The sequence below is a fragment of the Serratia quinivorans genome, from assembly GCF_052113645.1.
In the GTDB taxonomy this organism is placed as follows: domain Bacteria; phylum Pseudomonadota; class Gammaproteobacteria; order Enterobacterales; family Enterobacteriaceae; genus Serratia; species Serratia quinivorans_B.
In genome coordinates this window covers 188,689-212,804 of sequence record NZ_JBIEIU010000008.1, presented here as the reverse complement: position 1 = coordinate 212,804, position 24,116 = coordinate 188,689, and the positions used below count along the sequence as shown (strand labels likewise).

20 protein-coding genes are annotated in these 24,116 nt (G+C 57.4%); 9 read left to right on the top strand and 11 right to left on the bottom strand.

Going from position 1 to position 24,116, the window contains the following annotated elements:
• Positions 1-303 precede the first annotated feature (303 nt).
• Both ACGS9J_RS16335 and malX read right to left on the bottom strand, forming a co-directional pair.
• Positions 304-1,485: a MalY/PatB family protein gene (locus ACGS9J_RS16335; protein WP_442231913.1), complete on the bottom strand. Its 1,182-nt coding sequence runs from the start codon at positions 1,483-1,485 to the stop codon at positions 304-306.
• Complete coding sequence (gene malX, locus ACGS9J_RS16330) at positions 1,478-3,097, bottom strand: maltose/glucose-specific PTS transporter subunit IIBC (protein ID WP_442231912.1); 1,620 nt, start codon at positions 3,095-3,097, stop codon at positions 1,478-1,480. Before malX ends, ACGS9J_RS16335 begins: the two co-directional genes overlap by 8 nt.
• A 262-nt stretch (positions 3,098-3,359) precedes the next feature.
• On the opposite strand from malX, the gene ACGS9J_RS16325 reads away from it, so the two are divergent.
• Positions 3,360-4,391, top strand: coding sequence for a Mal regulon transcriptional regulator MalI (locus ACGS9J_RS16325; protein ID WP_442231911.1), 1,032 nt, complete (start codon positions 3,360-3,362; stop codon positions 4,389-4,391).
• A gap of 2 nt (positions 4,392-4,393) precedes the next feature.
• Here the strand turns inward: ACGS9J_RS16325 and ACGS9J_RS16320 are convergent, their stop codons facing one another.
• Complete coding sequence (locus tag ACGS9J_RS16320; RefSeq protein ID WP_442231910.1) at positions 4,394-5,281, bottom strand: LysR family transcriptional regulator; 888 nt, start codon at positions 5,279-5,281, stop codon at positions 4,394-4,396.
• 192 nt (positions 5,282-5,473) lie between these two features.
• On the opposite strand from ACGS9J_RS16320, the gene ampC reads away from it, so the two are divergent.
• A complete protein-coding gene (ampC, locus tag ACGS9J_RS16315) occupies positions 5,474-6,610 on the top strand; it encodes a class C beta-lactamase (protein ID WP_442231909.1) in 1,137 nt (378 codons plus the stop codon).
• A gap of 52 nt (positions 6,611-6,662) precedes the next feature.
• Here ampC and ACGS9J_RS16310 read toward each other — a convergent pair whose 3' ends face one another.
• A complete protein-coding gene (locus tag ACGS9J_RS16310; RefSeq protein ID WP_442231908.1) occupies positions 6,663-7,592 on the bottom strand; it encodes a LysR substrate-binding domain-containing protein in 930 nt (309 codons plus the stop codon).
• Positions 7,593-7,693: 101 nt separating this feature from the next.
• Between ACGS9J_RS16310 and ACGS9J_RS16305 the strand changes: the two genes are divergently transcribed.
• Positions 7,694-8,860 carry a serine hydrolase domain-containing protein gene (locus ACGS9J_RS16305; RefSeq protein WP_442231907.1) on the top strand — a complete coding sequence of 389 codons (1,167 nt, stop codon included), beginning with the start codon at positions 7,694-7,696 and terminating at the stop codon, positions 8,858-8,860.
• Between the two features lie 99 nt (positions 8,861-8,959).
• Here ACGS9J_RS16305 and ACGS9J_RS16300 read toward each other — a convergent pair whose 3' ends face one another.
• Positions 8,960-10,483: a YdgA family protein gene (locus tag ACGS9J_RS16300; RefSeq protein WP_442231906.1), complete on the bottom strand. Its 1,524-nt coding sequence runs from the start codon at positions 10,481-10,483 to the stop codon at positions 8,960-8,962.
• A 141-nt stretch (positions 10,484-10,624) separates the two neighbouring features.
• Positions 10,625-11,803, bottom strand: a complete 1,179-nt coding sequence (gene manA, locus ACGS9J_RS16295; RefSeq protein WP_442231905.1) for a mannose-6-phosphate isomerase — start codon at positions 11,801-11,803, stop codon at positions 10,625-10,627.
• Positions 11,804-12,330: 527 nt separating this feature from the next.
• Here manA and ACGS9J_RS16290 point away from each other — a divergent pair.
• Both ACGS9J_RS16290 and fumC read left to right on the top strand, forming a co-directional pair.
• On the top strand, positions 12,331-12,645 hold the full coding sequence (locus tag ACGS9J_RS16290) for a hypothetical protein (RefSeq protein WP_442231904.1): 315 nt from the start codon (positions 12,331-12,333) through the stop codon (positions 12,643-12,645).
• 259 nt (positions 12,646-12,904) lie between these two features.
• The gene (fumC, locus tag ACGS9J_RS16285) at positions 12,905-14,302 is read left to right on the top strand and encodes a class II fumarate hydratase (protein ID WP_442231903.1); all 1,398 of its coding nucleotides are present in this window, start codon (positions 12,905-12,907) and stop codon (positions 14,300-14,302) included.
• A 95-nt stretch (positions 14,303-14,397) separates the two neighbouring features.
• On the opposite strand, the gene tus is transcribed toward fumC, so the two are convergent.
• Positions 14,398-15,336 carry a DNA replication terminus site-binding protein gene (tus, locus tag ACGS9J_RS16280; RefSeq protein ID WP_442231902.1) on the bottom strand — a complete coding sequence of 313 codons (939 nt, stop codon included), beginning with the start codon at positions 15,334-15,336 and terminating at the stop codon, positions 14,398-14,400.
• Positions 15,337-15,488: 152 nt separating this feature from the next.
• On the bottom strand, positions 15,489-16,754 hold the full coding sequence (locus tag ACGS9J_RS16275; RefSeq protein WP_442231986.1) for an MFS transporter: 1,266 nt from the start codon (positions 16,752-16,754) through the stop codon (positions 15,489-15,491).
• 150 nt (positions 16,755-16,904) lie between these two features.
• On the opposite strand from ACGS9J_RS16275, the gene ACGS9J_RS16270 reads away from it, so the two are divergent.
• From ACGS9J_RS16270 to bioD, 3 genes are all read left to right on the top strand, one after another.
• A complete protein-coding gene (locus tag ACGS9J_RS16270; RefSeq protein WP_442231901.1) occupies positions 16,905-17,795 on the top strand; it encodes a LysR substrate-binding domain-containing protein in 891 nt (296 codons plus the stop codon).
• Positions 17,796-17,954: 159 nt separating this feature from the next.
• Entirely contained in the window at positions 17,955-19,172 is a 1,218-nt protein-coding gene (mlc, locus tag ACGS9J_RS16265) for a sugar metabolism global transcriptional regulator Mlc (protein ID WP_442231900.1), read from the top strand.
• 152 nt (positions 19,173-19,324) lie between these two features.
• On the top strand, positions 19,325-19,996 hold the full coding sequence (gene bioD / locus ACGS9J_RS16260) for a dethiobiotin synthase (protein WP_442231899.1): 672 nt from the start codon (positions 19,325-19,327) through the stop codon (positions 19,994-19,996).
• On the opposite strand, the gene clcB is transcribed toward bioD, so the two are convergent.
• Positions 19,993-21,273: a voltage-gated ClC-type chloride channel ClcB gene (gene clcB / locus ACGS9J_RS16255; protein WP_442231898.1), complete on the bottom strand. Its 1,281-nt coding sequence runs from the start codon at positions 21,271-21,273 to the stop codon at positions 19,993-19,995. The two genes, bioD and clcB, sit on opposite strands and share 4 nt — an antisense overlap.
• A 278-nt stretch (positions 21,274-21,551) precedes the next feature.
• On the opposite strand from clcB, the gene ACGS9J_RS16250 reads away from it, so the two are divergent.
• The gene (locus ACGS9J_RS16250; protein WP_442231897.1) at positions 21,552-23,039 is read left to right on the top strand and encodes an MDR family MFS transporter; all 1,488 of its coding nucleotides are present in this window, start codon (positions 21,552-21,554) and stop codon (positions 23,037-23,039) included.
• A 179-nt stretch (positions 23,040-23,218) separates the two neighbouring features.
• Here ACGS9J_RS16250 and ACGS9J_RS16245 read toward each other — a convergent pair whose 3' ends face one another.
• Both ACGS9J_RS16245 and ACGS9J_RS16240 read right to left on the bottom strand, forming a co-directional pair.
• Positions 23,219-23,518, bottom strand: coding sequence for a DUF1161 domain-containing protein (locus ACGS9J_RS16245; protein WP_442231896.1), 300 nt, complete (start codon positions 23,516-23,518; stop codon positions 23,219-23,221).
• 88 nt (positions 23,519-23,606) lie between these two features.
• Positions 23,607-23,975, bottom strand: coding sequence for a DUF1283 family protein (locus tag ACGS9J_RS16240; RefSeq protein WP_442231895.1), 369 nt, complete (start codon positions 23,973-23,975; stop codon positions 23,607-23,609).
• Between the last annotated feature and the right edge of the window lie 141 nt (positions 23,976-24,116).

Below are 24,116 nucleotides of genomic sequence, written 5' to 3'. Positions count from 1 at the left end.
CAAAGTTTTTCTGCTATTTATTAATAATCAAAAAGTTAGATATAAGTTGCGGCAGAGAGGCGTCAATCGTGGCAAACGCAGGGGCGAGAAGAAATAACTTTAATGAAATGTGATAACTCTCGCATTTTTATCCGATGTGCGGAGAATAGCGCATAATAAATACGTGGCGAGAGTGAATAGCCACGTATTTAATACGTCATTTAAGGGGGCGATTTATTCAAACCCAAACCTCCGAAAATCCTATTTTTCGGCTGTTTGTCATCAAACCAAGGCAGGCTTTTGCCTGCCTCTCGACCGGTCGGATCACACCTCGTCCAATACAAACTTCAGTCCACGGATCAACTTGTCCATACCGGCTTCGACCTTGCTGCGTGGGCAGCCTACATTCAGCCGCAGGAAGCCTCGGCCTTCTTCGCCGTAGGTGAAACCGGGCATAATCGCGACCTTCTCGCGCTCGATCAGCACCTGCTGTAACTGGCGATCGTCAATGCCCAGCGGACGCAGATCGATCCAGGCCAGATAGGTGGACTGCGGCGGCTGCCAGGCCAGTGCAGGGAACGCCTGATTTAGCCGTTCGGCGACGTAAGTCAGATTGTCCTGCAGGTAATCGCGCAGCGCATCCAGCCAGGGTTCGCCGTGGCGATAGGCGGCAATATGCGCCGCCACCGCCAATACCGCCGGAGAAGATAATCCGTCGCGCGCTTTCAACTGCTGAAAGTAGGCCTCGCGGCTGGCGTCTTCGCTGATAAATCCGTAGGCACCGGTCAACGCCGGGATATTGAAGGTTTTAGAGCCGGAGGTCAGCAGTGCCCAGGGTGTGGTCGCGACCTGGCTCCACGGCGTATGGCGGTGTTCTCCCCAGACCATATCCATATGGATCTCATCACTGATCACCCGCACGTCGTGACGTTCGCACAGCTCGGCCATCTGTTGCAATTCTTCCGGGCGCCATACCTTGCCGGTCGGGTTCTGCGGGCTGCACAGCAGCAGAATTTTGGTTTGTGGCCGCGCCAGCAGGGCCTCCAGATGGGCCATATCGCACTGCCAGTCGTTGCCGTCCTTTTGCAGCGGGCAGGCCAGCAGTTGGCGCTGATTGCCGAGGATCACCTTATAAAAGGCGTCATAGGCCGGCGTATGGGTGACTACGTATTCACCCGGGGCCGACCAGAGGCGAATCAGTTGCGCCACCATGTAAATCACCGACGGGCCATACACCGCCATGTCGGTGTCGATGGGGGCCGTGAAGCGTTGCTGATACCAATGGCGTACCGCGCCGAGAAAATCCTCATGCTGCCAGCGGCTGTAACCCAGCACGCCATGCTGCAGGCGCTGTTGCAGCGCCTCGATAATGCAGGGGGCGGTGGCGAAATCCATATCGGAAATGGTGAACGGCAACAGGTCGTCGCGACCGAAACGATCAGCGATGTAATCCCACTGTGTGCACCAGGTGCCGTGCCGATCGACCGGGGCAGAAAAATCAAACATGAGAGGCTCCCTGCAAGGCCGCAGCAGGAAGTGCTGCCGCTATCAGTGAGTCTAATTCATCTTTCACCGATTGCACCTGCGGGCCGATCACCACCTGCAGGTTATGCTCGTTAAGGTGCACCACGCCAATCGCGCGGTTGGCCTTCAGCGCGGCATCGTCCACCTTGCTCATATCATCGACCGACAGACGCAGGCGAGTGATGCAGTTATCCAGTGAAACTATGTTCTCGCTGCCGCCCAGCGCCGCCAAAATCGCCGGCACGTTATAGCCGGATTTGCCGACGGCACCGACAGGGGCGCTCTGGCTGGCTGGCGTCTCGCTTTCGCGGCCCGGCGTTTTGATGTTAAACCGCTGGATGGAGAAGCGGAAAATGGCGTAGTAGGCTGCAAACCAGATGGCGGCAACGATAGGCACCAGATACCACTTGGTGGCGGTGCCGTGCAGGATGCCGAACACCACGAAGTCGATGATGTTGCCGTCGGTGTTGCCGATGGTCACGCCCAGCAGCGCCATCACGGTGAAGCCCAGCCCGGTCAGGATGGCGTGAATGAAATACAGGAACGGCGCGACGAACAGGAACAGGAACTCAATCGGTTCGGTGGTGCCGCCGACCACGCAGGCCACCACGCCGGAGATCAGCAGGCCCTTAATCTTATGGCGGTTTTCCGGTTTGGCGCAGTGATACATCGCCAATGCCGCACCCGGCAGGCCGCCGAGGAAGGCCGGCATTTTACCCTGCGACAGGAAGCGGGTGGCGCTTTCGGCAAAGCCGGTGGTGGTTGGGCAGGAGAGCTGCGCCTGGAAGATGGTCAGTGCCCCGCTGACGCTGTGGCCACAAACGTCCAGCGTGCCGCCCGCTTCGGTAAAGCGGATCAGTGCTACCAGAATATGGTGCAGACCGAACGGCAACAGCAGACGTTCGCCGGTGCCGAAAATCATTGGCCCAAAGGCGCCGGCACCGTTAATCACCCAGCCCAACCCGTTGATACCGGCGGCAAACCACGGCCAGATCAGCGGGATCACCAGGCCACACAGGCCCAGCACCAGGGTAGTGATGATCGGCACGAAGCGGGTGCCACCAAAGAACGCCAGCGCATCCGGCAGGCGAATGGTATTAAAACGCTCATGCAGCAGGTAAACGATAATGCCGACGATCACCGCACCCAGAATGCCGGTATCGATTGATTGAATGCCGAGGATGTTCTGGATGTTATTGGCTTTCAGCACCAGCGGATCGGTGGTGGGCAAAATGCCGGCGGTGGTCAGATAGAAGTTGGTGGCCAGGTTCAGCACCGCAAAACCGACAAAGCCGGAGAACGCGGCAACGCCCTTGTTTTCGCGCGCCATGCCCAGCGGAATGGCGATGGCGAACATCACCGGCAGGAAGCTAAAGGCGAACGAGCCAATCTTGCTCATCCAGGTGAACACCAACTGGAAGGCAGGATGGCCGATAAACGGCAGCAGGGTGATGACGTCGCGACTGCTCAGCGAACTGCCGATCCCCAACATGATGCCGCAGAACGACAGTAAGGCGACGGGCAGCATGAATGTCTTGCCCAGGCTCTGGAAAAACTCCCAGAGCGTTATTTTTTGTTTTTTAGGTGCTGGCATAACCGGCGGCTCCTGGCGAAAAAGCGTGCAAAAGTGAAGTGTACCCCTGTTAGGTAAAAATAAGATAAAACGTTTTACCTAGCAAAAATGCGCCGCTAATCACAATTTCAGCGCACGCTTTGCGGTGACAATGGTTTAGTCAGTAAAACGTTTTACTGACCAAACCGATTCGGTGTACCCTTTGTTTCAAGAGACATTCCCCTGGTTTTCTGCCGTTAAGCGACCTGGGGACAGACTGCCCAGGATCGGGCTCGCCGAGGTCATGACCATCAAAAAGATCACCATCACCGATGTCGCGCAGCAGGCCGGTGTCTCCGTTACCACGGTTTCGCTGGTGCTGAGCGGCAAAGGACGCATTTCATCGACCACCGTGGCGCGAGTCAATCAGGCGATTGAAAGCCTGGGCTATGTGCGTAACCGTCAGGCAGCCACGCTGCGCGGTGGAGAGTCGGGCGTGATTGGGCTGATCCTGCGTGATATCTGTGAACCGTTTTATGCGGAAATGACGGCGGGGCTGAGCGAGGTACTGGAGGCGCACGGCAAAGTGCTGTTCCTGACCCAAAGCGGTCGCGACGGCAAAGGGCTGATGCGTTGTTTCGATACCTTGCTGGAGCACGGGGTCGACGGCATGGTGCTGGCGGGCGGTGTGCGCATGGCCGAGGGCCTGAAGGAAAAAGCCGCAGAGCAGGGGGTGCCGCTGGTCTGCGCCGCACGTTCGAATGGCCTGGAAGGGGTCGACGTGGTGCGGCCGGACAATATGCAGGCCGCCAAAATGGCCACCGAATTTCTGATCAAACGCGGTCACAGCCAAATCGCCTATCTGGGGGGACAAGGCAGCTCGCTGACCCGCGCCGAACGTTTGGGGGGCTTTTGCGCCACGCTGGTGCAGTACGGCCTGCCTTTTCGCTCCGAATGGATTGTCGAATGCGACTGTCAGCAGCGGGCGGCGGCGGAAGCGGCAGAAAATCTGCTGCGTCAATATCCGAACATTAGCGCCCTGGTTTGCCACAAGGCGTCGGTGGCGTTGGGGGCCTATTTTGGCATCGTGCGGAGCGGACGCAGTATAGGTTCGGAAGGTGTGGATACCTACTACGGCCAGCAGGTGGCGCTGATTGGTTTTGGCGATGTTCCCGAGGCCGAACTGACCGAGCCGCCATTGACGCTGGTGTCCAGTTCGGCGCGAGAGGTGGGCCGCAGCGCCGCTTCACGCTTGCTGCAGCGGATTGCCGATGCCGGGTTGCCGCCGCAAAACGTCATTCTGCCGCCGACGCTGATCAAACGCGGTTCTGCCTGATCTCACTCTGACTCTTCATTGGCCTGTTGCTGTATCCAACTGACAAAAACTTTCATCGCGGGCGTCATATCGCGCGACTTCAGGTGGGTGAGCCAGTAACCGCCGAGGTTCGCTTCGGCGGCGAACGGGCGCTGCAATAATCCCTCCCGCAATTCGCGAGCAAACATGCGCGCCGGGGCCAGGGCCACGCCGCCGATGTGGATCGCACCTTCTACCATTAGTCGCGAAGAGTCGAACACCGGGCCATTTATCCGCCATGGCGTGACCTGCGCCGCCGTGAACCAACGCTCCCATTCGTCTTGGCGGTAGCTGCGCATCAGCCGTTCATGTTGCAGATCCTGCGGTGTGCGCAGGCGTTTGGCGACCTCCGGCGGGCACAGCACCGTCAGCGGTGCGTCGAACAATTTAAGGTTGTGGGTGGTGGGCCAGCGACCTTCGCCGAAGCGGATAGCGAAGTCCATCCCGTCGGCGGACAGGTTGACCAGATTGTTATTGGTCAGTATCCGCAGGTCGATAAACGGGTGCGATTCTCTGAAGGTCGCCAGGCGGGGCATCAGCCACCCCACGGCAAAGGTGCCGACCACTGCCACCGTCAGTACCTCATGGAAATGCCCGCCCTCAAACTGTTGCAGCACCGACTCAATGCGGTCAAAAGCATCGGTCAATACCGGCAGCAGTGCCTGTCCTTCTTCGGTCAGATCCAGACCGCGCGGCAGGCGACGGAACAGTTGAATGCCCAATTGTTGCTCGAGCGTTCGCACCTGCTGGCTGACGGCGGCTTGGGTCACGCTCAGCTCCAGCCCGGCACGGGTAAAATTCAGGTGACGGGCGGAGGATTCAAACGCCCGCAGAGCGTTCAGGGGAAGTCGGTTGCGCATAATCTTGGCCATAAGTTTTTCTTTATGCTGGCTGAAATTATTATCGCTTGTCAATCAGTGGCTAAACCCCGATATTTTGCGCAGCTGTTGCGGTCATTGCGCAATCAGAAAAGGAATACCACCATCATCCAGGGATGTCTTTGTGTCGAATGACAATAAAATCTTTTAGCCTCGGCCGATACCCTACAACTCAAGAGCCTTATTATGACGAAAATAAATCGCTTGGCGGCTGCGTTGTTCGCCGCTCTGATCCTGCCGGCAGGTCATGCCGCCGAGAAGGCCGACATTGACGCCATTATTCAGCCGCTGATGCAGAAATACGGCGTGCCGGGCATGGCCATTGCGGTGTCGGTCGACGGAAAACAGCAGTTTTATCACTACGGCGTGGCGTCCAAACAGACCGGCAAACCGATCACCAACCAGACGCTGTTTGAAATCGGGTCATTGAGCAAGACTTTCACCGCGACCCTGGCGGCCTATGCGCAAAATGAAGGCAAAATGTCGTTCGCCGACTCGGCCAGCCATTATCTGCCGGAGCTGCGTGGCAGTGCGTTTGACCACGTCACCTTGCTGAACCTGGCGACCCACACCTCCGGCTTGCCGCTGTTCGTGCCGGACGAGGTGACCAACGACGCGCAACTGATGGCTTATTATCGGCAGTGGCAGCCGCCGCATGCGGTGGGCAGTTACCGCGTTTATTCCAACCTGGGCATCGGCATGCTGGGGATGATCACCGCCAAGAGCCTGAACCGGCCCTTTACCCAGGCGATGGAAAAAGAGCTGCTGCCGTCACTGGGGATGAATCACACCTACATTCAGGTGCCTGATGGGCAAATGGCGAATTACGCTCAGGGTTACAACAAAAAAGACCAGCCGGTACGGGTCACTCCGGGCCCTCTGGATGCAGAAGCCTACGGCATCAAATCCAATGCTCAGGATCTGATCCATTACCTCGACGCCAATATGCAGGTGGTCAAGGTCGGGGAGCCGTGGCGCAAGGCGCTGGCGGCCACCCACACCGGTTATTACCGGACCGGGGTGTTCACTCAGGATCTGATGTGGGAAAGCTACCCTTATCCGGAGACGTTGACGACGCTGACGGAAGGCAACAACGCCGGGATGATCATGAACGGCGCCCCGGCCACGGCGATAACCCCACCGAAGCAGGAGCAGGGCGCGACCTGGTACAATAAAACCGGCTCGACCGGCGGCTTCTCGACCTATGCGGTATTTATCCCGACGCAAAAAATTGCGGTGGTGATGCTGGCCAATAAATGGTTCCCGAACGATGACCGGGTGGCGGCCACCTATCGCATTGTGCAGGCGCTGGATAAGCGCTAACGGCAACGGGGCGCTATGGCGCCCCTGATTTCGGCTGGTTGGTACAAACCGCTCAGAGCGGGCTAATGCAGTTTTCAAAAGGGGACTGCTGCGCTCGCTTTTCACGCATAAAATCAATGAATACGCGCAGCTTGAGCGGCATATGCCGACGGGCGGGAAAATAGATGAAAAACCCGGGGAAATCGCTGCCGTAATCGGCCAGTATCTCCACCAGTTGCCCGCTATTCAGCTCGCGATGCACCGTGCCGCTAAAGCGTTGAGTAATACCCAGCCCCGCCAGCGCGGCGTCTTTTATCAGCCGATCCTCGTTAAATATCAGACCGCCGCCGACCTCCAGCGTCAGCTGTGCGCCATCCTGCCTGAAATACCAAGGTTCAAATTTACCGCTGCCGGGGAAACGGTAGCGCAGGCAGTTGTGATCGCTCAGCGCTTGCGGTGTTTGCGGGGTGCCGTGCTGCGCCAAATAACCGGGAGCGGCGATCACCACCCGTCGCTGGCCGTTGTCGATCGGCAGCGCAATCATGTCTTTTTGCAGCATGGCATGCATACGGATACCGGCATCAAAGCTGTCCAATACCAGATCGGAAAAGTGGTCGTCGGTAAACAGCTCGAGCTGAATCTCGGGATAACGCAGCTGAAACTCTGCCAGGTGGGGCATCACCAGCAGCGAAGCCGCCAACTGCGGCAGGGTAATGCGTAACAGCCCGGAGGGGCGACCACGCAGGGTGCGTAGATCTTCTGCTGCTACATCGATCTGGCCCATGGCCGGTGCCACCTGTTGATAAAAAAGGCGGCCTTCGTCGCTTAGCCGTACCGAACGGCTGGTACGGTTGAACAGCCGTACGCCCAGCCGGGTTTCCAACGCCTGAATATTTTGCGAAACCGCCGGCGGGGTGACACCTAACTGATTGGCTGCCTGAGTAAAGCTGCCCAATCGGGCGACGGCTTCGAAAAACGGCAGTAGCTGCAACAGTGAACTCATCTATCAGTAACTCCTGCTTAATGATTCGTTAAGAAATGCGATGTTTAATTTTATAATAAGCGCATTAGACTGATTTTATTATCCTCAGAGAGCAACAAAACATGTCGATAGCGGATCAGTCATTAGCAAAAAGAGTGCAGGCCGTCAGCCGGCGGGCCATCGACGAAGGGCGAATCGTCGGCAGCGTGGTGCTGGTGGCTCGGCACGGCAAGCGGGTTTACGCCAACGCCTGCGGGTATGCCGATCGTGAGCGGCAGCGCCCTATGCGGCGTGAGACCCTGTTTCGACTGTCGTCGGTCTCCAAGCCCTACATCACGCTGGCGGCGATGCGCATGATAGAACGGCAAAAGCTGGGGCTGGATGACGCGGTAAGCCACTGGCTGCCGTGGTTCACCCCGGCTTTGGCGGGGGGCCGCCGCCCGCAGATTAAAATTCGCCATTTGCTTAGCCATACCGCGGGGTTGGATTACCGCCTGAATCAGCCCGCGAATGGGTCGTATCAACGGCTGGGCATTCAAGATGGTATGGCGTTGTCATCAATGACGCTGGAACAGAACTTGCGGCTGTTGGCGCAGGCAGAATTGTTGTCGGAGCCCGGCAGCGAATTTAACTATTCGCTGGCCATTGATGTGTTGGGGGCGGTGCTGGAGCAGGTGGCGGGCGAGTCTTTGCCGCAGGTGTTCAAGCACTGGGTCGCGCAGCCGCTGGGATTGCGCAATACCGGTTTTTATACCCCCGACACCGATAATCTGGCGACCGCGTATTACAACAGCGCTGCGCTGCCGCAACCGATACGCGATGGCATGCTCCTGACGCTGCCGGAAGGGTTCGGCTTTGAAATCGAAATGGCGCCATCACGGGCACTCGATGCCCAGGCCTATCCCTCCGGCGGGGCCGGCATGGTCGGCGATGCTGACGATGTGTTGCGGCTGGTCGAGACCTTACGCAGCGGCAGAGAGGGCATTCTACAGCCGGCCACTGCTGCCTTGATGCGCCAGCCGCATGTCGGCGTGCAGGCCGAAGTTCAGGGACCGGGCTGGGGTTTCGGTTTCGGTGGCGCGGTGCTGGCGGATGCTCAGTTGGCGACGACGCCACAGCATAACGGCACCCTGCAGTGGGGCGGCGTCTATGGCCACAGTTGGTTTTACGATCCGCAGGCGGCGATCAGCGTGGTGGCATTGACCAACACGGCGTTTGAGGGGATGAACGGGCTTTATCCGCAGCAGATCCGTGATGCAGTGTATGGCGCCGGTGAGCTTATTCGCTGAGCATTTCGTCTTGCAGCCACCCGGAGGGGCTAGGTAGGTTAACGCGGGGAAATAAAATAGAGGCCCGGCAAACCGGGCCCCTTGAGCGAGTATTGGCGCTTATTGTGCCGGGGTTGGCGCGGAGAAATGGGACGGTGCGCCTTCCTCCGACGGCACGCCGGACAGACCGAACATGCTGAGGAACTCCAGGAGGCTCATTTTATTGCCGTTCAAATCAACCTGGTTGTCGGCATAGTGGAAGCTGCTGCCGAGCACGCCGTCTTTCAGCGTGGCAACTTTAAACATCTGCCCCATGGCCACCAGACCTTGCACCTGTTGCTGTGCCAGTTTCTGCGACTCTTCGGCACTGTAGCCTTGCAGTAATGCCGTTTGCGAGGTGGTTTCAGTCGCCATCGCGACCGGAATGCTCAGATTAGCGTCGATCTTTTTCACCGAACGGGCAACCAGCTGATCCGGCGATTCTGCCGGAGAACCGGCCTGTGCCGGGTCGGTCAGATCCAGATTCAGGGTAAAGGTACTTTCACCCTTGCTGTTTTTCCAACTCAGCGGGGCAATGCTGATGGACGGATTGCCCTTCAACAGCAGCGGCAGGTTTTGCAACAGGATGTCGGTGGTCTGTTGTTGGTAAGCGACAGGATCCATAGTTTGCGCCTGTTGCAACATGGTCATCGCCTGTTGGTTATAACGGTCGGCAAACTCTTTCAGTGATTTGGCATCCAGTTTGTCGATTTTCAGCGCCAGTTTGCCGGAGCCGAAGTCGCTGTTTTGGATCTTCAACGAGTCGATGGTGTAATCGATTTGGCCGTTCAGGTTGCTGTCTTTTTCACCGAATTGGCTCGCCAGCTTAAAGCCGTCCAGCAACAGGGTCTCTTTACCGTCAACGGCTACCTTAATCTGTTTCAGCACCAGATCCTGGTTGCCCAGACTGAGATCGAACTGACCGGCGTGGGTCTGGCTTTTCAGCGTAGCGCCCAGCAACTGAACCTGCTCGGTCTGGCCAAACTGATTCGGGCCGCTGATCACGGCGCTGTCGCTGCTGGCGTCCAGGGTGATGGCTTTCATGTCGCGTGACACATCGGCATTGATGGTCGCACCACCGAATTTCAGCGCGGACTTGTCTTTTTGGTAGTCCAGCGGGATCACGTCAATGGCGGACGAGGTATCGCCGCTGTAAGAAATGCGCGACTCTGCGGTGAACAGCGACTTGCCCTTGGTGATATCAAACAGGCCCTTGGTCGCCGGGGTGTTTTCCAGCTCGGTATGCACCGACGCCATGCTCGGCAGCAGGTTGAATTTTTTCAACTGGGCAAACGGGAAGGGACCGTGATCGATGGTTTCCTGGAACGCCACTTCATCGCCCGCCTTCAGCGGAGCATCGTCGGTGGTAACGCTGCCGTCGGCGCGCAGCACATAGCGAATTTTACTGCTGAAAATGCCGCGTTGGTAATTTTCATACCCCAGTTTGACACCGGCTTTCGGCAGATAGGCTTTCAACTGGCTGTTGGCGTTATCAACCACTTCACCCATCCGTTGTTCGATCAGTTTGCCGGTGTACCAGGAAGCCCCGGTCCATGCCGCGCCAAGAACCACAATGACGCTAACAGCGACTAACGATTTTTTCATAGTTGCGATCATCCTTATTAAGCCATCTGTCTCTCGCAGATGGATGGGCAAATTTGGGCCAACAAAAAAACGCCCGCAGGCGTTTAATTGTGAGGGTAAGCCTCTATTTCAGCAACTAATTTGCGGAAATTTACCGAGCGTTTACGCCAACAGATTATAAACACGGGCGATTCGGCCGGTGCCGCTGACGCTGACCGGCGATTCGAACGCGCCGATAAAGCAGGATTCGCCCGGTTTGAGCACCAGCTGCTGGTCTTGCCGGGTCAGTACCGCTTCACCGTCAACGCAGAAAACGATCGCCGCACTGTTTTGTGCCAGCGCCTGTGGGGCGGCGGACAGATCGTGCAGCGAGAAGGCGAAATCTTCCACCGGGATCGGGAAGAACAACTCGTCACCCCGTTTTTGCGGTTGGGTCAGTAGGCCTGAAGCCGGTTGCGGGCGGAACTGCAGGTTGGCCAGCAACTCCGGAATGTCGATGAATTTTGGCGTCAGACCGGCGCGCAGCACGTTGTCCGAGTTGGCCATCACTTCCAGCGCCACGCCTTTCAGGTAAGCGTGCGGCGTTTCGGCATACAGGAACATCGCTTCGCCTGGCTTGAGCTGCACCACGTTCAGCAGCAGCGGGGAGAATAAGCCGCTGTCATCCGGATAGAAACCGGCGATAAAGCGCACGGTGTCCCAGGTTTCGCCCTGTTGGTTATTCAGCGCCGCTTTCAACACCCCAAGCGCCAGCGATTTCTGCTCGCCGCTCATCGCCAACAGGCTGGCAAAGAGGGCGGACAGGTGGCTGACATCCGGTTGCTGCAGGAACGCGGCGATATCATGATGCGCACCGGCAATCGGCTGCAGCAGAGAAACAATCTCGGACAGTTCGCGGAAGCCGTTCATCGCCAGGAAAGGCGTCAGGGCGAACACCAGCTCCGGCTTGTGATTCGGATCCTTGTAATTGCGCTCGGCCGCATCCAGTGGAATACCGGCCGCGTTTTCTTTGGCGAACCCCGCAACGGCGGCGGATTTGCTCGGATGCACCTGAATCGACAACGGCTGATCGGCGCACAGCACTTTGAACAGGAACGGCAACTCGCCGAAGCGGCGGGCTACGTCGGCACCCAGCTGTTTAGGCTGATCTTCATCAATGACATCGCGCAGCGAGCGCAAATTGCCGTCGGCCCCGGCCACGCGAGAGCTGCTCTTCGGGTGAGCGCCCATCCACAGCTCCGCCATCGGCTGCCCTTGCGGGTTGGCGATGCCATACAGCCGGGTTAACGCGTCGTGACTGCCCCATGCATAGTTTTGCACTGCGTTGGTCATTTTTTGCATCTTGATAGACATCCTTTGCATTCGCCGTCAGGTGACGGTAAGTAGCTGACTGTAAAACAAACAAATGGTGTGCGTCTTATCCTACACCCGAAAGAGGGTGAAAAAGTGGTGCGCGATCAAACAAGTGGCGCCGTTGTCGGCGGTATAAAAGTCTTCGCGCCGCGCCGCTGCTCAAGGTCGATAAAGTATAACGAGATAACAACCTCTGTCACCCTCCCGGTGTCGGTGCGGCCCGGTCTGCACCGCGTAAAAAAACGCCGTTTTCGGTGGTGGGTAAATATATTGTGGCGATATCAAATTTTAAAGTGGTTATTCGCTCAGAAATAAAAGTCATTTTGAACCGTTTTTATCCGCTATATTTCAATCTGTGTTTTTTGACGTAAATTATTACCTGCTGAATATCTCTATCATCATAATTATTTCGTTTTTATCGCCAACCACACAAATGGCTTAAATTAGCCCGCAACGCCGCTATACAGTGCACGCCAATAAACGGACTCTTTATTATTTCCAACGCTGAGGCGCTAATGAAAAAACTTTTGCTGGTTCTGGTGATGTGCAGTTTCGGGGCCAAGGCGGCCGTGGTGGTCACTCATGCTTACGGTTACGGTGTCCGTCCTGTGGTGGTCGCGCCTCGCCCTGTCGTGGTGGTGCCGCGTCCGGTGGTGGTGGCTCCCGCCCCGGTGGTTGTAACCTCCGCACCGGTCGCTCATCCGGTCGCCGCTGCTGCCGGCGCGGTAGGCGTAGGGGTCTATCGTCATAATGAACGCCAGGATGCCTACGATGAAATCAACCATCTGCAGGATCAAAGAATTAATACCTATAATCAACACCATCATTAATTCCCGGGTGAAAATAAATAACGAGAGCGCCAGACGGCGCTTTTTTTATTGTTGGCACTCAGCCAAGCGATGAAACGGGCGGGGGGGCTTATCAGCCAAGAATATCCGCACAATAACCATGACAATGGAGGAAAAATGCTGTGAGGCAACTCTCTTAATGCGAATAGTTATTATGTCACTATACTGGAGGGATGTGCCGGTGGGCCTGAGCGCGCTGGCGTAATCGTACATTTTTAGGAATTGTACTAAGGAGATTGTGATGGCCGCCGTTCGTATTGAAAAAGACTCTATGGGACCCATCGAAGTGCCGGCCGATCGGCTATGGGGCGCACAAACGCAGCGTTCCCTGGAGCACTTTCGCATTTCTTCCGAAAAGATGCCGACCGCGTTGATTCATGCGTTGGCATTGACCAAGCGCGCCGCTGCCAGCGTGAACCGGGATCTGGGTTTGCTGCCTGCCGAGCGCGCCGATGCCATTATCAGCGCCGCCGATGAAGTGTTGGCGGACCAGCATACTCACGAGTTCCCGCTGTCAATCTGGCAAACCGGTTCCGGCACCCAGACCAACATGAACATGAATGAAGTGCTGGCCAACCGCGCCAGTGAGCTGCTGGGCGGCGTACGTGGGGAAGAGCGGCGGGTACATCCGAACGACGACGTCAACAAGAGCCAAAGCTCCAACGACGTGTTCCCGACGGCAATGCATGTGGCGGCGGTGATCGCGGTGCGAGAGCATCTGATCCCCGAGCTGAAAGTGCTGCATAAAACGTTAAGCGATAAAGCGCATGCCTATCGCGATATCGTCAAAATTGGCCGTACCCATTTGCAGGACGCCACCCCGCTGACCCTTGGCCAGGAGATTTCCGGCTGGGCGGCGATGCTGGCGCACAATCTGCAGCACATTGAAGCCAGCATTCCACATATCTGCGAACTGGCGCTGGGCGGCACCGCCGTGGGCACCGGGCTGAACACTCACCCTGAATACGCGGTGCGCGTTGCCAAGGCGCTGGCCGATCTGACCTGGCAGCCGTTCGTCACCGCCCCGAACAAATTTGAAGCGTTGGCGACCTGTGACGCCCTGGTGCATGGCCATGGTGCGCTGAAAGGGCTGGCGGCTTCATTGATGAAAATTGCCAACGACGTGCGCTGGCTCTCTTCCGGCCCACGTTGCGGCATTGGCGAGATCTCGATCCCGGAAAACGAGCCGGGCAGTTCCATCATGCCGGGCAAGGTAAACCCCACCCAGTGCGAAGCTATGACCATGCTGTGCGCGCAGGTGCTGGGTAATGACGTGGCGGTCAATATCGGTGGCGCTTCCGGCAACTTTGAGTTGAATGTGTTCCGGCCGATGGTGATCCACAACTATTTGCAGTCCATCCGCCTGCTGGCTGACGGTATGCAGGGCTTTAATGAGCATTGTGCAGTGGGGATCGAACCTAACCGCGACCGTATCAGCCAACTGCTGAATGAGTCGCTGATGCTGGTTACCGCGCTGAACACGCATATCGGCTATGACAAGGCGGCGGAAATCGCCAAGAAAGCGCATAAGGAAGGCCTGACGCTGAAAGCCTCGGCGCTGAAGTTGGGTTATCTGACGGAAGAGCAGTTCGATCTGTGGGTGCGCCCGGAAGAGATGGTCGGCAGCATGAAGCAGTAATTTCGCGCTGTTTGTGTTGAATAACGGCCTTAGACTGGCGATATGGTCGAAACATAGCGTGGAACCGGGCGGCCATAGCTTACGGGTTTACAGCCTCAACGAGTAGGCGCGTCGGTATACAGGTGCAGCCGTTTGACCAGCAACCGCAGCGGCTTGGCGTCCGGTTTGTATTTATGTTTGATCGCCGTCGCGTCGTAATTGAGCAATTCGCCAATCTTCGGCACCTGAGCGCCATTTTCCACCTGGCACAGGGCAATCAGCGGCAGCGGGCAGGGGTGCTGCACCTGCTTTTGCTGCGGCTGATACCATACCCGGGCAATGGGCTGCACTTTTACCGGCCGTTTGATTTTCAGCACCGCCTGCTGGGGCAAGCGACTGACATCATCGATCTCACGGCTGACCAGCTCTGCCCATTGTTCCCGGTTATGCGGCGGGACCGCACGCCCGGCCTTCAGGCTCTTCTCCAATTGCGCCAGGATTTCGTCGCGTTTGACGTTCTTGATAATGTGCTTGTTGGCCCAGCCGAAACGCACCGAATCCGGATCCGTCAGAACGGTCAGGCTCCGGTAGGCGCTGAGGGTGATCAGCCCATGCAGATGGGTGTGGACGAAGTCAAAGCGTTGCTCCGGCGCCAGGCCGGAGTCGACGGTGATAATCTGTTCCAGCTCGGCTTTCAGCCGGTTTATCAGGCCCACTTGCGCCTGGAGCTGCAGGTATTGCGGTGGCTCCACCGCCAGGCAGATCACGCCGGGCAGGCGGACCGCGGCCTTGCTGCTGACATTGTGTTTATTGTGATGGATAAACAACCGCTGATAGTGCTCCAGCGCCAGATCGAGCGCGGCCTGGCCGACATGCTGTTCGACGGCAATCTGCTCCACCGCCGCATGTTCTTTGCCTTTCTCGATTTCCGGCAGGCTGAACACCCGGCCGGCCAACAAACGCAATGGCAGGATTTGCTGGTGGAGGGCCGCCAGCGCCTGTTCCAGTTCGTTGAAACAAGCATTCATCCTGCCAATTAAATCGTATTTATCCATCGTTCACCTCCTATTTTAGTTACAACATACAATAAGAGAGTAGCAAACGAAAGGGCAGCATCGGCAACCGTGGGGAACGAAACACCGAGTGGTCCAGGCTGGCCAGAGGGATTAAGCCCCCAACACCGGCCGGTGCAGGGGGAAGAGGAAGGTTAAACGCGTGCCGCTTCCGGCAGTTTCTTCAGGTAATGCACCACCAGCAGGGCGAGTAATAGCATCACGCTGATAAATGCCACTACGCCATTCCAACCGAAACTGTGCCAGAACACCCCGCCGAGCGTCCCGGCGACGCTGGAGCCGGCGTAATAGCAGAATAAATAAAGCGAAGAGGCTTGCCCCTTGGCGCGACGTGCGCGACGGCCGATCCAACTGCTGGCAACCGAATGGGCGGCAAAGAAACCAGCGGTGAACAGCATCATGCCGATAAAAATTACCGCCACCGGAGCCAGGGCGGTAATCAGGATCCCGATCAGCATAATCAGCGTCGACGCCAATAACACCGGCCCGCGACCAAAACGCGAGGTCATGGCCCCGGCCTTTGGCGAACTGTACGAACCGGTCAGATAGACCACCGAAAGCAGGCCGACAATCGCCTGGCTAAGGTGATAAGGGTCAGACAGCAAGCGGTAGCCGATATAGTTGAACATAGTGACAAAACTGCCCATCAGCAGGAAGCCTTCGGCAAACAACAATGGCAGCCCTTTATCGTGCCAATGCAGCCGGAAGTTAATCAGCAGGGTACGTGGGCGCAGCGAACTGGCACGGAAATGTTTTGACGCGGGCAAGATGCGCCAGAACATGCAGGCCGCAGCCAATGCGAACAGCCCGATCACCGCCAGCGACACTCGCCAGGAGAAGAAGTCGGTCAGCACCCCGGTCACCAGTCGGCCGCTCATGCCGCCGATGGAATTCCCGCTGATATACAACCCCATGGAAAAAGCGACAAAACTCGGGTGGATCTCTTCGCTCAAATAGGTCATGCCGACGGCGGCGACCCCGCTCAGGGAAAGCCCTATCAGCGCGCGCATCAGCAAGATGCCATGCCAACTGGTCATAAAAGCACAAATCAGGGTACAGACTGCCGCCAGCAGCAGCGCTACCACCATCACCGATTTACGACCGATGGCGTCGGACAGCGGGCCGGTAAACATCAGGCCAAGGGCCAGCAGCCCGGTAGACACCGACAACGACAGGCTGCTTTCCGCCGGGGAAATGCCAAAGTCTTGCGACAGAACCGGCAGGATCGGCTGCACGCAATACAGCAAGGCGAAAGTGGCCAGCCCGGCGGAAAACAATGCCAGGGTGACGCGCATAAACTGCGGCGTACCGCGCTCGATGTAGGGAAGTTTGTTAAGAGTGGAACGTTGGGTTTTTGGCGCAGCAGCCGCTTCGTCATTGGCGGCCAGCGTCGACGGCATACCGGCCGCAGAACGCACAGGGGTTGTCACAGTCTTTCCTTACCAAACTTGGGGATGATGAATCACAGCACTGGATGAGTTAACAAAATCATAGGGAGAGGGCAGTTTTTTGTCTAATATATTAATAATTCAAATTAAGACGTTTAAAGTATGAATATCGAATTGAGACACCTGCGTTATTTTGTCGCCGTGGCTGAAGAGCTGCATTTTGGCCGGGCGGCGGAACGGCTGCGTATTTCCCAGCCCCCGCTCAGCCAACAGATCCAGGCGCTGGAGGACATGGTCGGCGCGCGTCTGTTGGCACGTAATAACCGTAATGTCAGCCTGACGCAGGCCGGGGAAATGTTCCTGAAAGAAGCCTATCAGGTGCTCGATCAGGTCAGCCGTGCGGCGGAGAAAGCGGCGCGGCTGGAACGTGGCGAACTGGGTGAATTGACCATAGGTTTCACCTCTTCCGCCCCCTTTATCAGCGTAGTGTCGCGCAGTCTGCGTGCTTTCCGTCTACAGCACCCGCAGGTGCACATTAAAATGCGCGAAGTGAACACCAAACAGCAGATCGAACCCTTACTCAATGGCGATCTGGATCTGGGCGTGATGCGCAATACGCGCTTGCCGGATGTATTGAAACATCAGCTTTTGCTGTGCGAGCCACTGGTGGCGGTGGTGCCGGAAGGGCATCCGCTAACCCACGTGGCCTCCGGCACCTTGCGCTTCCAGCATCTGGCGGAAGAGCCCTTTGTATTTTTCTCGCGTGAGGTAGGGACCGCGCTGCATGACGAAATCTTGTCACTGCTGGCCAAAGCCGGGATCACCCCCTATATCACCCAAGAGGTGGGCGAGGCGATGACCATCATCGGGCTGGTCTCTTCCGGGCTGGGCATCTCAATTCTGCCGGCGTCTTTCGCCCGGGTTAAAATCGATGGGGTGCAATATTTACCGCTGGCAGAGCCGGAGGCGATGACCGAAGTCTGGTTGGTGCACCATCGTCAACGGCCGCTCACCGCGGCGGCAAAATCCCTGATGGCGCTACTGTTACCCTGAAGGTTGAACTGGGTAAATAAAACGCAATCCGCAGTGAAAGCGGGGTGAATTTGTGCTGCAAATCACATAACGAATCAAATAGTTGACGCTGTATTCCAAAAGCCCCACCATAGCCGATAGTCTTTATTTAGAAGCGCGAAAAATAGTAGGAGCAGGTTTGTGATTGCTGTTGGGCAGCCTGGGCATATTGATCAAATCAAGCAAACAAATGCAGGGGCAGTTTATCGATTAATCGATCAACTGGGCCCAATTTCGCGCATCGAACTGTCAAAACGGGCACAGCTCGCCCCCGCCAGTATCACCAAAATCGTGCGCGAACTGCTGGAAGCGCATCTGGTTAAAGAAACCGAATATCAGGAAGTCGGCAGCCGTGGCCGTCCGGCGGTGGGGTTGGTGTTGGACACCGAAGCCTGGCACTACCTTTCTGCCCGCATCAGCCGTGGCACCATCACGCTGGCGCTGCGCGATATCAGCAGCAAACTGGTGGTGGAAGAGTTGCTTCCTTTGGCCGCCGAACATCCCGATCCGCTGTTAAAACGCATTCTGGCCGAAGTCGACCAGTTCTTTATCCGTCATCAAAGCAAGCTGGAGCGGCTGACGGCGATCGCCATTACGCTGCCGGGTATGGTGGATGCGATTTCCGGCGTAGTGCATCGCATGCCGTTTTATGACGTAGAAGACATGCCGTTGGGCCCGGCGTTGGAAACGCGTACCGGCCTGCCGGTTTATCTGCAACACGATATCAGTGCCTGGACCATGGCCGAAGCCTTGTACGGCGCTTCGCGCGGCAGTCAAAACGTGATTCAGGTGGTGATCGACCATAACGTCGGCGCCGGTGTCATCACCGGCGGTCGGGTGCTGCACGCCGGTAGCCACAGCGTGGTGGAGATTGGCCATACTCAGGTCGATCCTTACGGCAAGCGCTGCTACTGCAGCAACCATGGTTGCCTGGAAACCGTGGCCAGTATCGAAAATATGCTCGACATCGCCCGCACCCGCCTCGGTAGCTCAATGAGCTCCAGCCTGCACGGCATGCCGCTGACGGTCGAGTCGCTGTGTGATGCGGCGCTGGCGGGCGATCAACTGGCGAAGGACATCATCCTCGGCGTGGGTCACAGCGTAGGCCGCATCCTGGCGATCATGGTCAATCTGTTCAATCCGGAAAAAATCCTGGTCGGTTCCCCGCTGAACCGGGCGGCGGAAATTCTGCACCCGGCGATTGCCTCCTGCATTCGCCAGCAGTCGCTGCCGGCTTATAGCGAGCATATTAAGGTGGAATCTACCCAGTTCTTCAATAAAGGCACCATGCCCGGCGCGGCACTGGTGAAAGAAGCGTTATACAACGGTTCGCTGTTGGTGCAGTTGCTGCAAGGCTGACATCAATCAGGAATACTTATCGTTTAACGACAAAATGTTGCGCTACCTCAAGCCCGCGCCTCCCCGCATCCTCTAGACTTTTCCCCGTTCGACTCTTTCGCCGTAAACCCGGCGATATTTTGGTTAACGGTGTATCTCGGGGCAATAAAGTCATGTTAACGCGTTTATTTGTTACAGGAACGGATACCGATGTCGGTAAAACCGTGGTTTCCCGCGCTTTGTTGCAGGCCTTTGCCGCGCAGGGCCGCTCAGTGGCCGGCTACAAGCCGGTTGCTGCACGCTGTCAGGAAACCAGCGAAGGCCTTCGCAATAAAGACGCTTTGGTTCTACAGGCATCCTCGACCATGCCGCTGTCATATCCGGAAATCAATCCGATCACCTGCCTGGAAGAGGTGTTTCACGCGCAACCTACCGACGATATCAACTATGGTGTGATGAGCAGCGGATTGCAGCATTTGTCGGCCAAGGCCGATACCGTAGTGGTTGAGGGCAGTGGTGGCTGGCGTGTATTGATGAACGACATGCGGCCTTACGCCGAGTGGGTGATTCAGGAGCAATTGCCGGTAGTTTTGGTGGTGGGTATTAAACTGGGTTGCGTCAGCCATGCGTTGTTAACGGCCCAGTCGATCATTAATGACGGCTTACCTTTGCTGGGCTGGGTGGCAAACCGCATCAACCCAGGGTTGGCGCACTACGCCGAAACCATCGAAGCGTTGCAGCAGCGCATTCCCGCGCCGTTGCTGGGTGAAATTCCTTATCTGCCACGCGCGGAACAGCGTGAACTGGCACATTATCTGGATATCTCACCGCTGCTGAACCGCTAGGCGTTGTGATAAACCGACACCGAGCGTAAACCGCGCGATACGGTGGTGGCGATCACACAGGCCAGCAAGATCCCGGGGAGCAGGGTATATTCGCCGGTCATTTCGAACACCATCAGCGCAGCCATGATCGGTGCGTGGGTCGTGGCCGCCAGCAGTGTGGCCATGCCGGTCAAGGCCATCAGCAGCGGTACCGCGCTGCCCAGTTCCGGCCAGGTGGCACAGAGTTGCCCAACCAGCGAACCCAGTGCGGCGCCGACAAACAGCGTGGGGGTGAACACCCCGCCGGGCGCACCGGAACCGCTGCTGGCGAGAACCGCCAACAACTTGCAGATCAGAATGGCGCCAACCAGCAATACGCCGGGCGGCGCACTGAGCAGTGACTGCACCACGCTGTAACCATTGCCCCACACCTCAGGAAACAACAGCGAAAGTAACCCTACGATCAGCCCGCCGAGCGCCAATTGCAAAGGGGGCTTCAGGCGCAGCGAGCGGAACGCATGGCCGGAGGCCGTCATCGCCCATAAAAATAACGGGCCACAGACACCGGCCAATACGCCGAGTATCGCCATCAGCAGATATTGCACCGGCCAGGGCGCGGGCAGCGGCTCCACCAGATACAGCGGTGCCTGACCGCCGTTGAGCAGGTTGGTGACCAGCAGCGCGCAGACGGCGGCAATCACCACCGGGCCCAGCGAAGCCAGCATCAGCGTGCCAAACAGGATTTCCGCGATAAACAGACTGCCCGCCAACGGGGCGTGGTAAGCACTGGCCATCCCGGCGGCGGCGGCACAGGCAACCCACAGCTTCCATTCTTTCTCATGGGTGAAACGTTGGGCAAACACCGATCCCACCAGGGCCGCCAACAGGATCATCGCCCCTTCACGCCCGATGGCACTGCCGCTGGACACCACCAACAGCGAAGCCAGGCATTTCACCAGGCTGGCGCTGACATCCAGTCGCCCGTCGCCGGTTTCGATCGCTTCCATATAGTCGGTGGGGGCTATCTGACGCTGGTGCTGGTAGCGTTGGTAAACCCACAGCAACAGACCCGCCGCCAACCCGCCTAACGCCGGGGTCAGCGCTCTGCGCCAGGCAGGTAATGCTGAGGCGGCGGCCACCAGACTGCCGCTCTCGTGGTCGAGCAATAACCATTCCAGACCGAGCATCGCACGGTGAAACAGCCAAACCACCAACGCGGCGGCGATACCAAGAAAGATGGCGATAAACAGGCGGCGCAGCAGGGCGCGATAGTGGTGCAGGTGGACCAATCGTTTCATGCGTCAGTAAAATCAGGAGAAAAAAGAAAGGTTCAGCTGAGTATTGTGCTTGCCACCCCGGCCGAAGGCCAGAGAATCTTTGCAGAATCGCCGGGGAGCGCGCGGTTTATTGACGCAAAGGGGTGATGTAGCTTTATTTTGTGTGACGCTGTCACATAAACGTTCAAATGGTGCGTTTTTCGCCAGCAAAAACAGCTAAGTAGACCTGGGTAACGGCAGCGATTGATCTGGCTGATATACTGGGATGAAAATGAGAACCCACGGTTTGTAATTACGCTATGACAAATAACGAAGCTTCGACTCCCATCGCTCACCGCCCCTTGATCCTGATTGCCTGCATGCTGGCGATGTTTATGTCGGCTATCGAGGCGACCATTGTTGCCACGGCGATGCCCACGATTATCGGCGATCTTGGCGGTTTCTCCCTGCTGGGCTGGGTGTTTGCGGTTTATTTGTTGGCCCAGGCGATCACCATTCCGATTTATGGCCGACTGGCGGATCTGTTGGGTCGCAAGCGGGTGTTTTTCTTTGGTGCATCGCTGTTTCTGCTGGGATCGGTACTGTGCGGTTTCTCGCCCAACATGTACTGGCTGATAGGTTTTCGGCTATTGCAGGGGCTGGGCGCCGGGGCGATTATGCCGATCGCCACCACCATCATCGGCGATATCTACAGCGCCACCGAACGGCCGAAGGTGATGGGCTATCTGTCCAGTGTCTGGGGTGTTTCGGCGATTATTGGCCCGCTGTTGGGCGCGTTTATCGTCCAGCATCTGCCGTGGGCGCTGGTGTTCTGGGTTAACTTACCGATTGGCTTGTTGGCGATGTTTTTCCTTGGCCGCTATCTGCCTGCTCGCCAACAGGTGCGCAAGCACGCGTTGGATCTGGCGGGCACCGCCTGGCTGACGCTGTTTGTTTCGGCGCTGTTGCTGTCGCTGTTGCAGGCGGAAAATCTCGGGTGGTGGGTGCTGCCTTTGTTGGCGTTGGCGGCCGTCGCATTGATGTTGTTAGTCCGCCAGGAGCGCCGTGCGCCGGAGCCACTGTTCCCGCTGGCGTTGTGGCAAAGCCGGGTGATCGTCGCTGGTAATATTGGCGGGCTGGTGATTGGTGCGGCGATGATGGGCATCAGTGCCTTCTTGCCGACCTTTATTCAGGGCGTGATGGGCGGAACGCCGCTGGAGGCCGGTACCACGCTGGCGCTGATGTCGATTGGTTGGCCGTTGGCCAGCACCTTCAGCGGGCGACTGATGCTGATGACCACTTATCGCACCACGGCATTGCTGGGGGCGTTGTTACTGTTGGCCGGCGGCCTGATCTTGTTGCTGCTGCAGCCGACCGGGGGCCTGCTGTGGGGACGAGTGGCGGCCTTTATGGTGGGGGCCGGCATGGGGCTGTGTAATACGACGTTTCTGGTGTCGGTGCAAAACGCCGCGCACCACAGCATTCGCGGCATCGCCACTGCCTGTACGGTGTTTACCCGCATGATGGGCTCGGCGATCGGGACCGCCATTTTAGGCGCGACGTTGAACATTAACCTGCAGGTTCGCTTGCCGCAAACCGCCGACCCAGTGCAGCAACTGATGGAGCCGGCCGCGCGTGGCGCCATGGCGCCGGACCTGCTGACAGAGATGACTCAGCAGGTTGCCGCTTCATTGCATTGGGTATTTCTGGTTTCGGCGTTGATCTCACTGTTGGCGCTGGCGGCGGCGATGTTGATCCCCGCACGGCATCGGCCGCAGGGTGAGGGTGAAGAGGCGGAGCAGGCATAAGGGAAGGGCGCAGAAAGCGCCCTCAGACTGCTGACAAAGTCCCTTGTAATTAACATCAGGTTCTGAGCACTAATAAAAACAAAGGATTAGATCTTCTGCTTTGCCCCAAACATCCGAAAATCCCATTTTTCGGGTGTTTGTCATCAAGCTAAGGGCGCAGAAAGCGCCCTGAATCAGGATTATTGTGCGGGTTTGGTGTCTTGACTGGTGCCGGTCTGGGCCGCGTCACCGCTGTCGTCGCCGTTGCTCAGGCGAGTATAAACAATCTTCTGGGTGTCGTTTTCGCAGTGGCCAACCACCAGCCCGCCGGCTTGTTGGACCTGATCGTTAGGCACGATATCCAGCTTGAAGCCGGACTCCGGCACGCCGTTTTTGACGATTTTCTGCGAAATGTCCGCCTTCACGCTTTCGCACGAGGCCAAAGCGGCCAGTGGGGCGGCGGCCATCAGCACTGCACCCAAAATAAGCGCTTTTTTCATCACTTCGTCCTTTTTGAGAATGGGCTTCCTTTGTCAGGATAGCAGCTACGGTGCCGAAGAGTAACGGTCACCGCTGGCGGCGGCCAGATTAAGGATTAATCTGACGACCGGTCTGGCGATCCAGACACTTGCGGGTGTTCGGCTCCCAGTAAGCGTTAACGTTCAGGCTGTCGTCGCAGCGGTCTTCGCTATCAATCGCCTTGTCTACCTTGTCGAACTCTTTCTCCACGCGGGTATTCACCTTATTACGCAGAGATTTGGTGTCGTTGAACTGTTCTTTGCTCTGACGGGCCGCTTCGGTGCCCATGGCGCCGCTGTTGCTGCCGTCGACGGTCACGCAGGTGCTGCCTTGAGTGCAACTGGCGGCCAAGGCCGGTGCCTGCCAGGCGCCCATCAGCACCAACATGGCGACCGGCAGCATCCCGCGCAGCAGTCGTTGGGTAGAAAGTGTTTTCATCGTTTCATCCTTATGAGTTAGTGTTGCCTGAAAACGGCAGCACTGGCTTTACCGCGCCCGCAGGCGTGTTGATAAATATACCATCCTGCCCTTGGACTGCACCAGTTAAGCGCCGCATCGTTTACTTTACAGAGAGAAAGC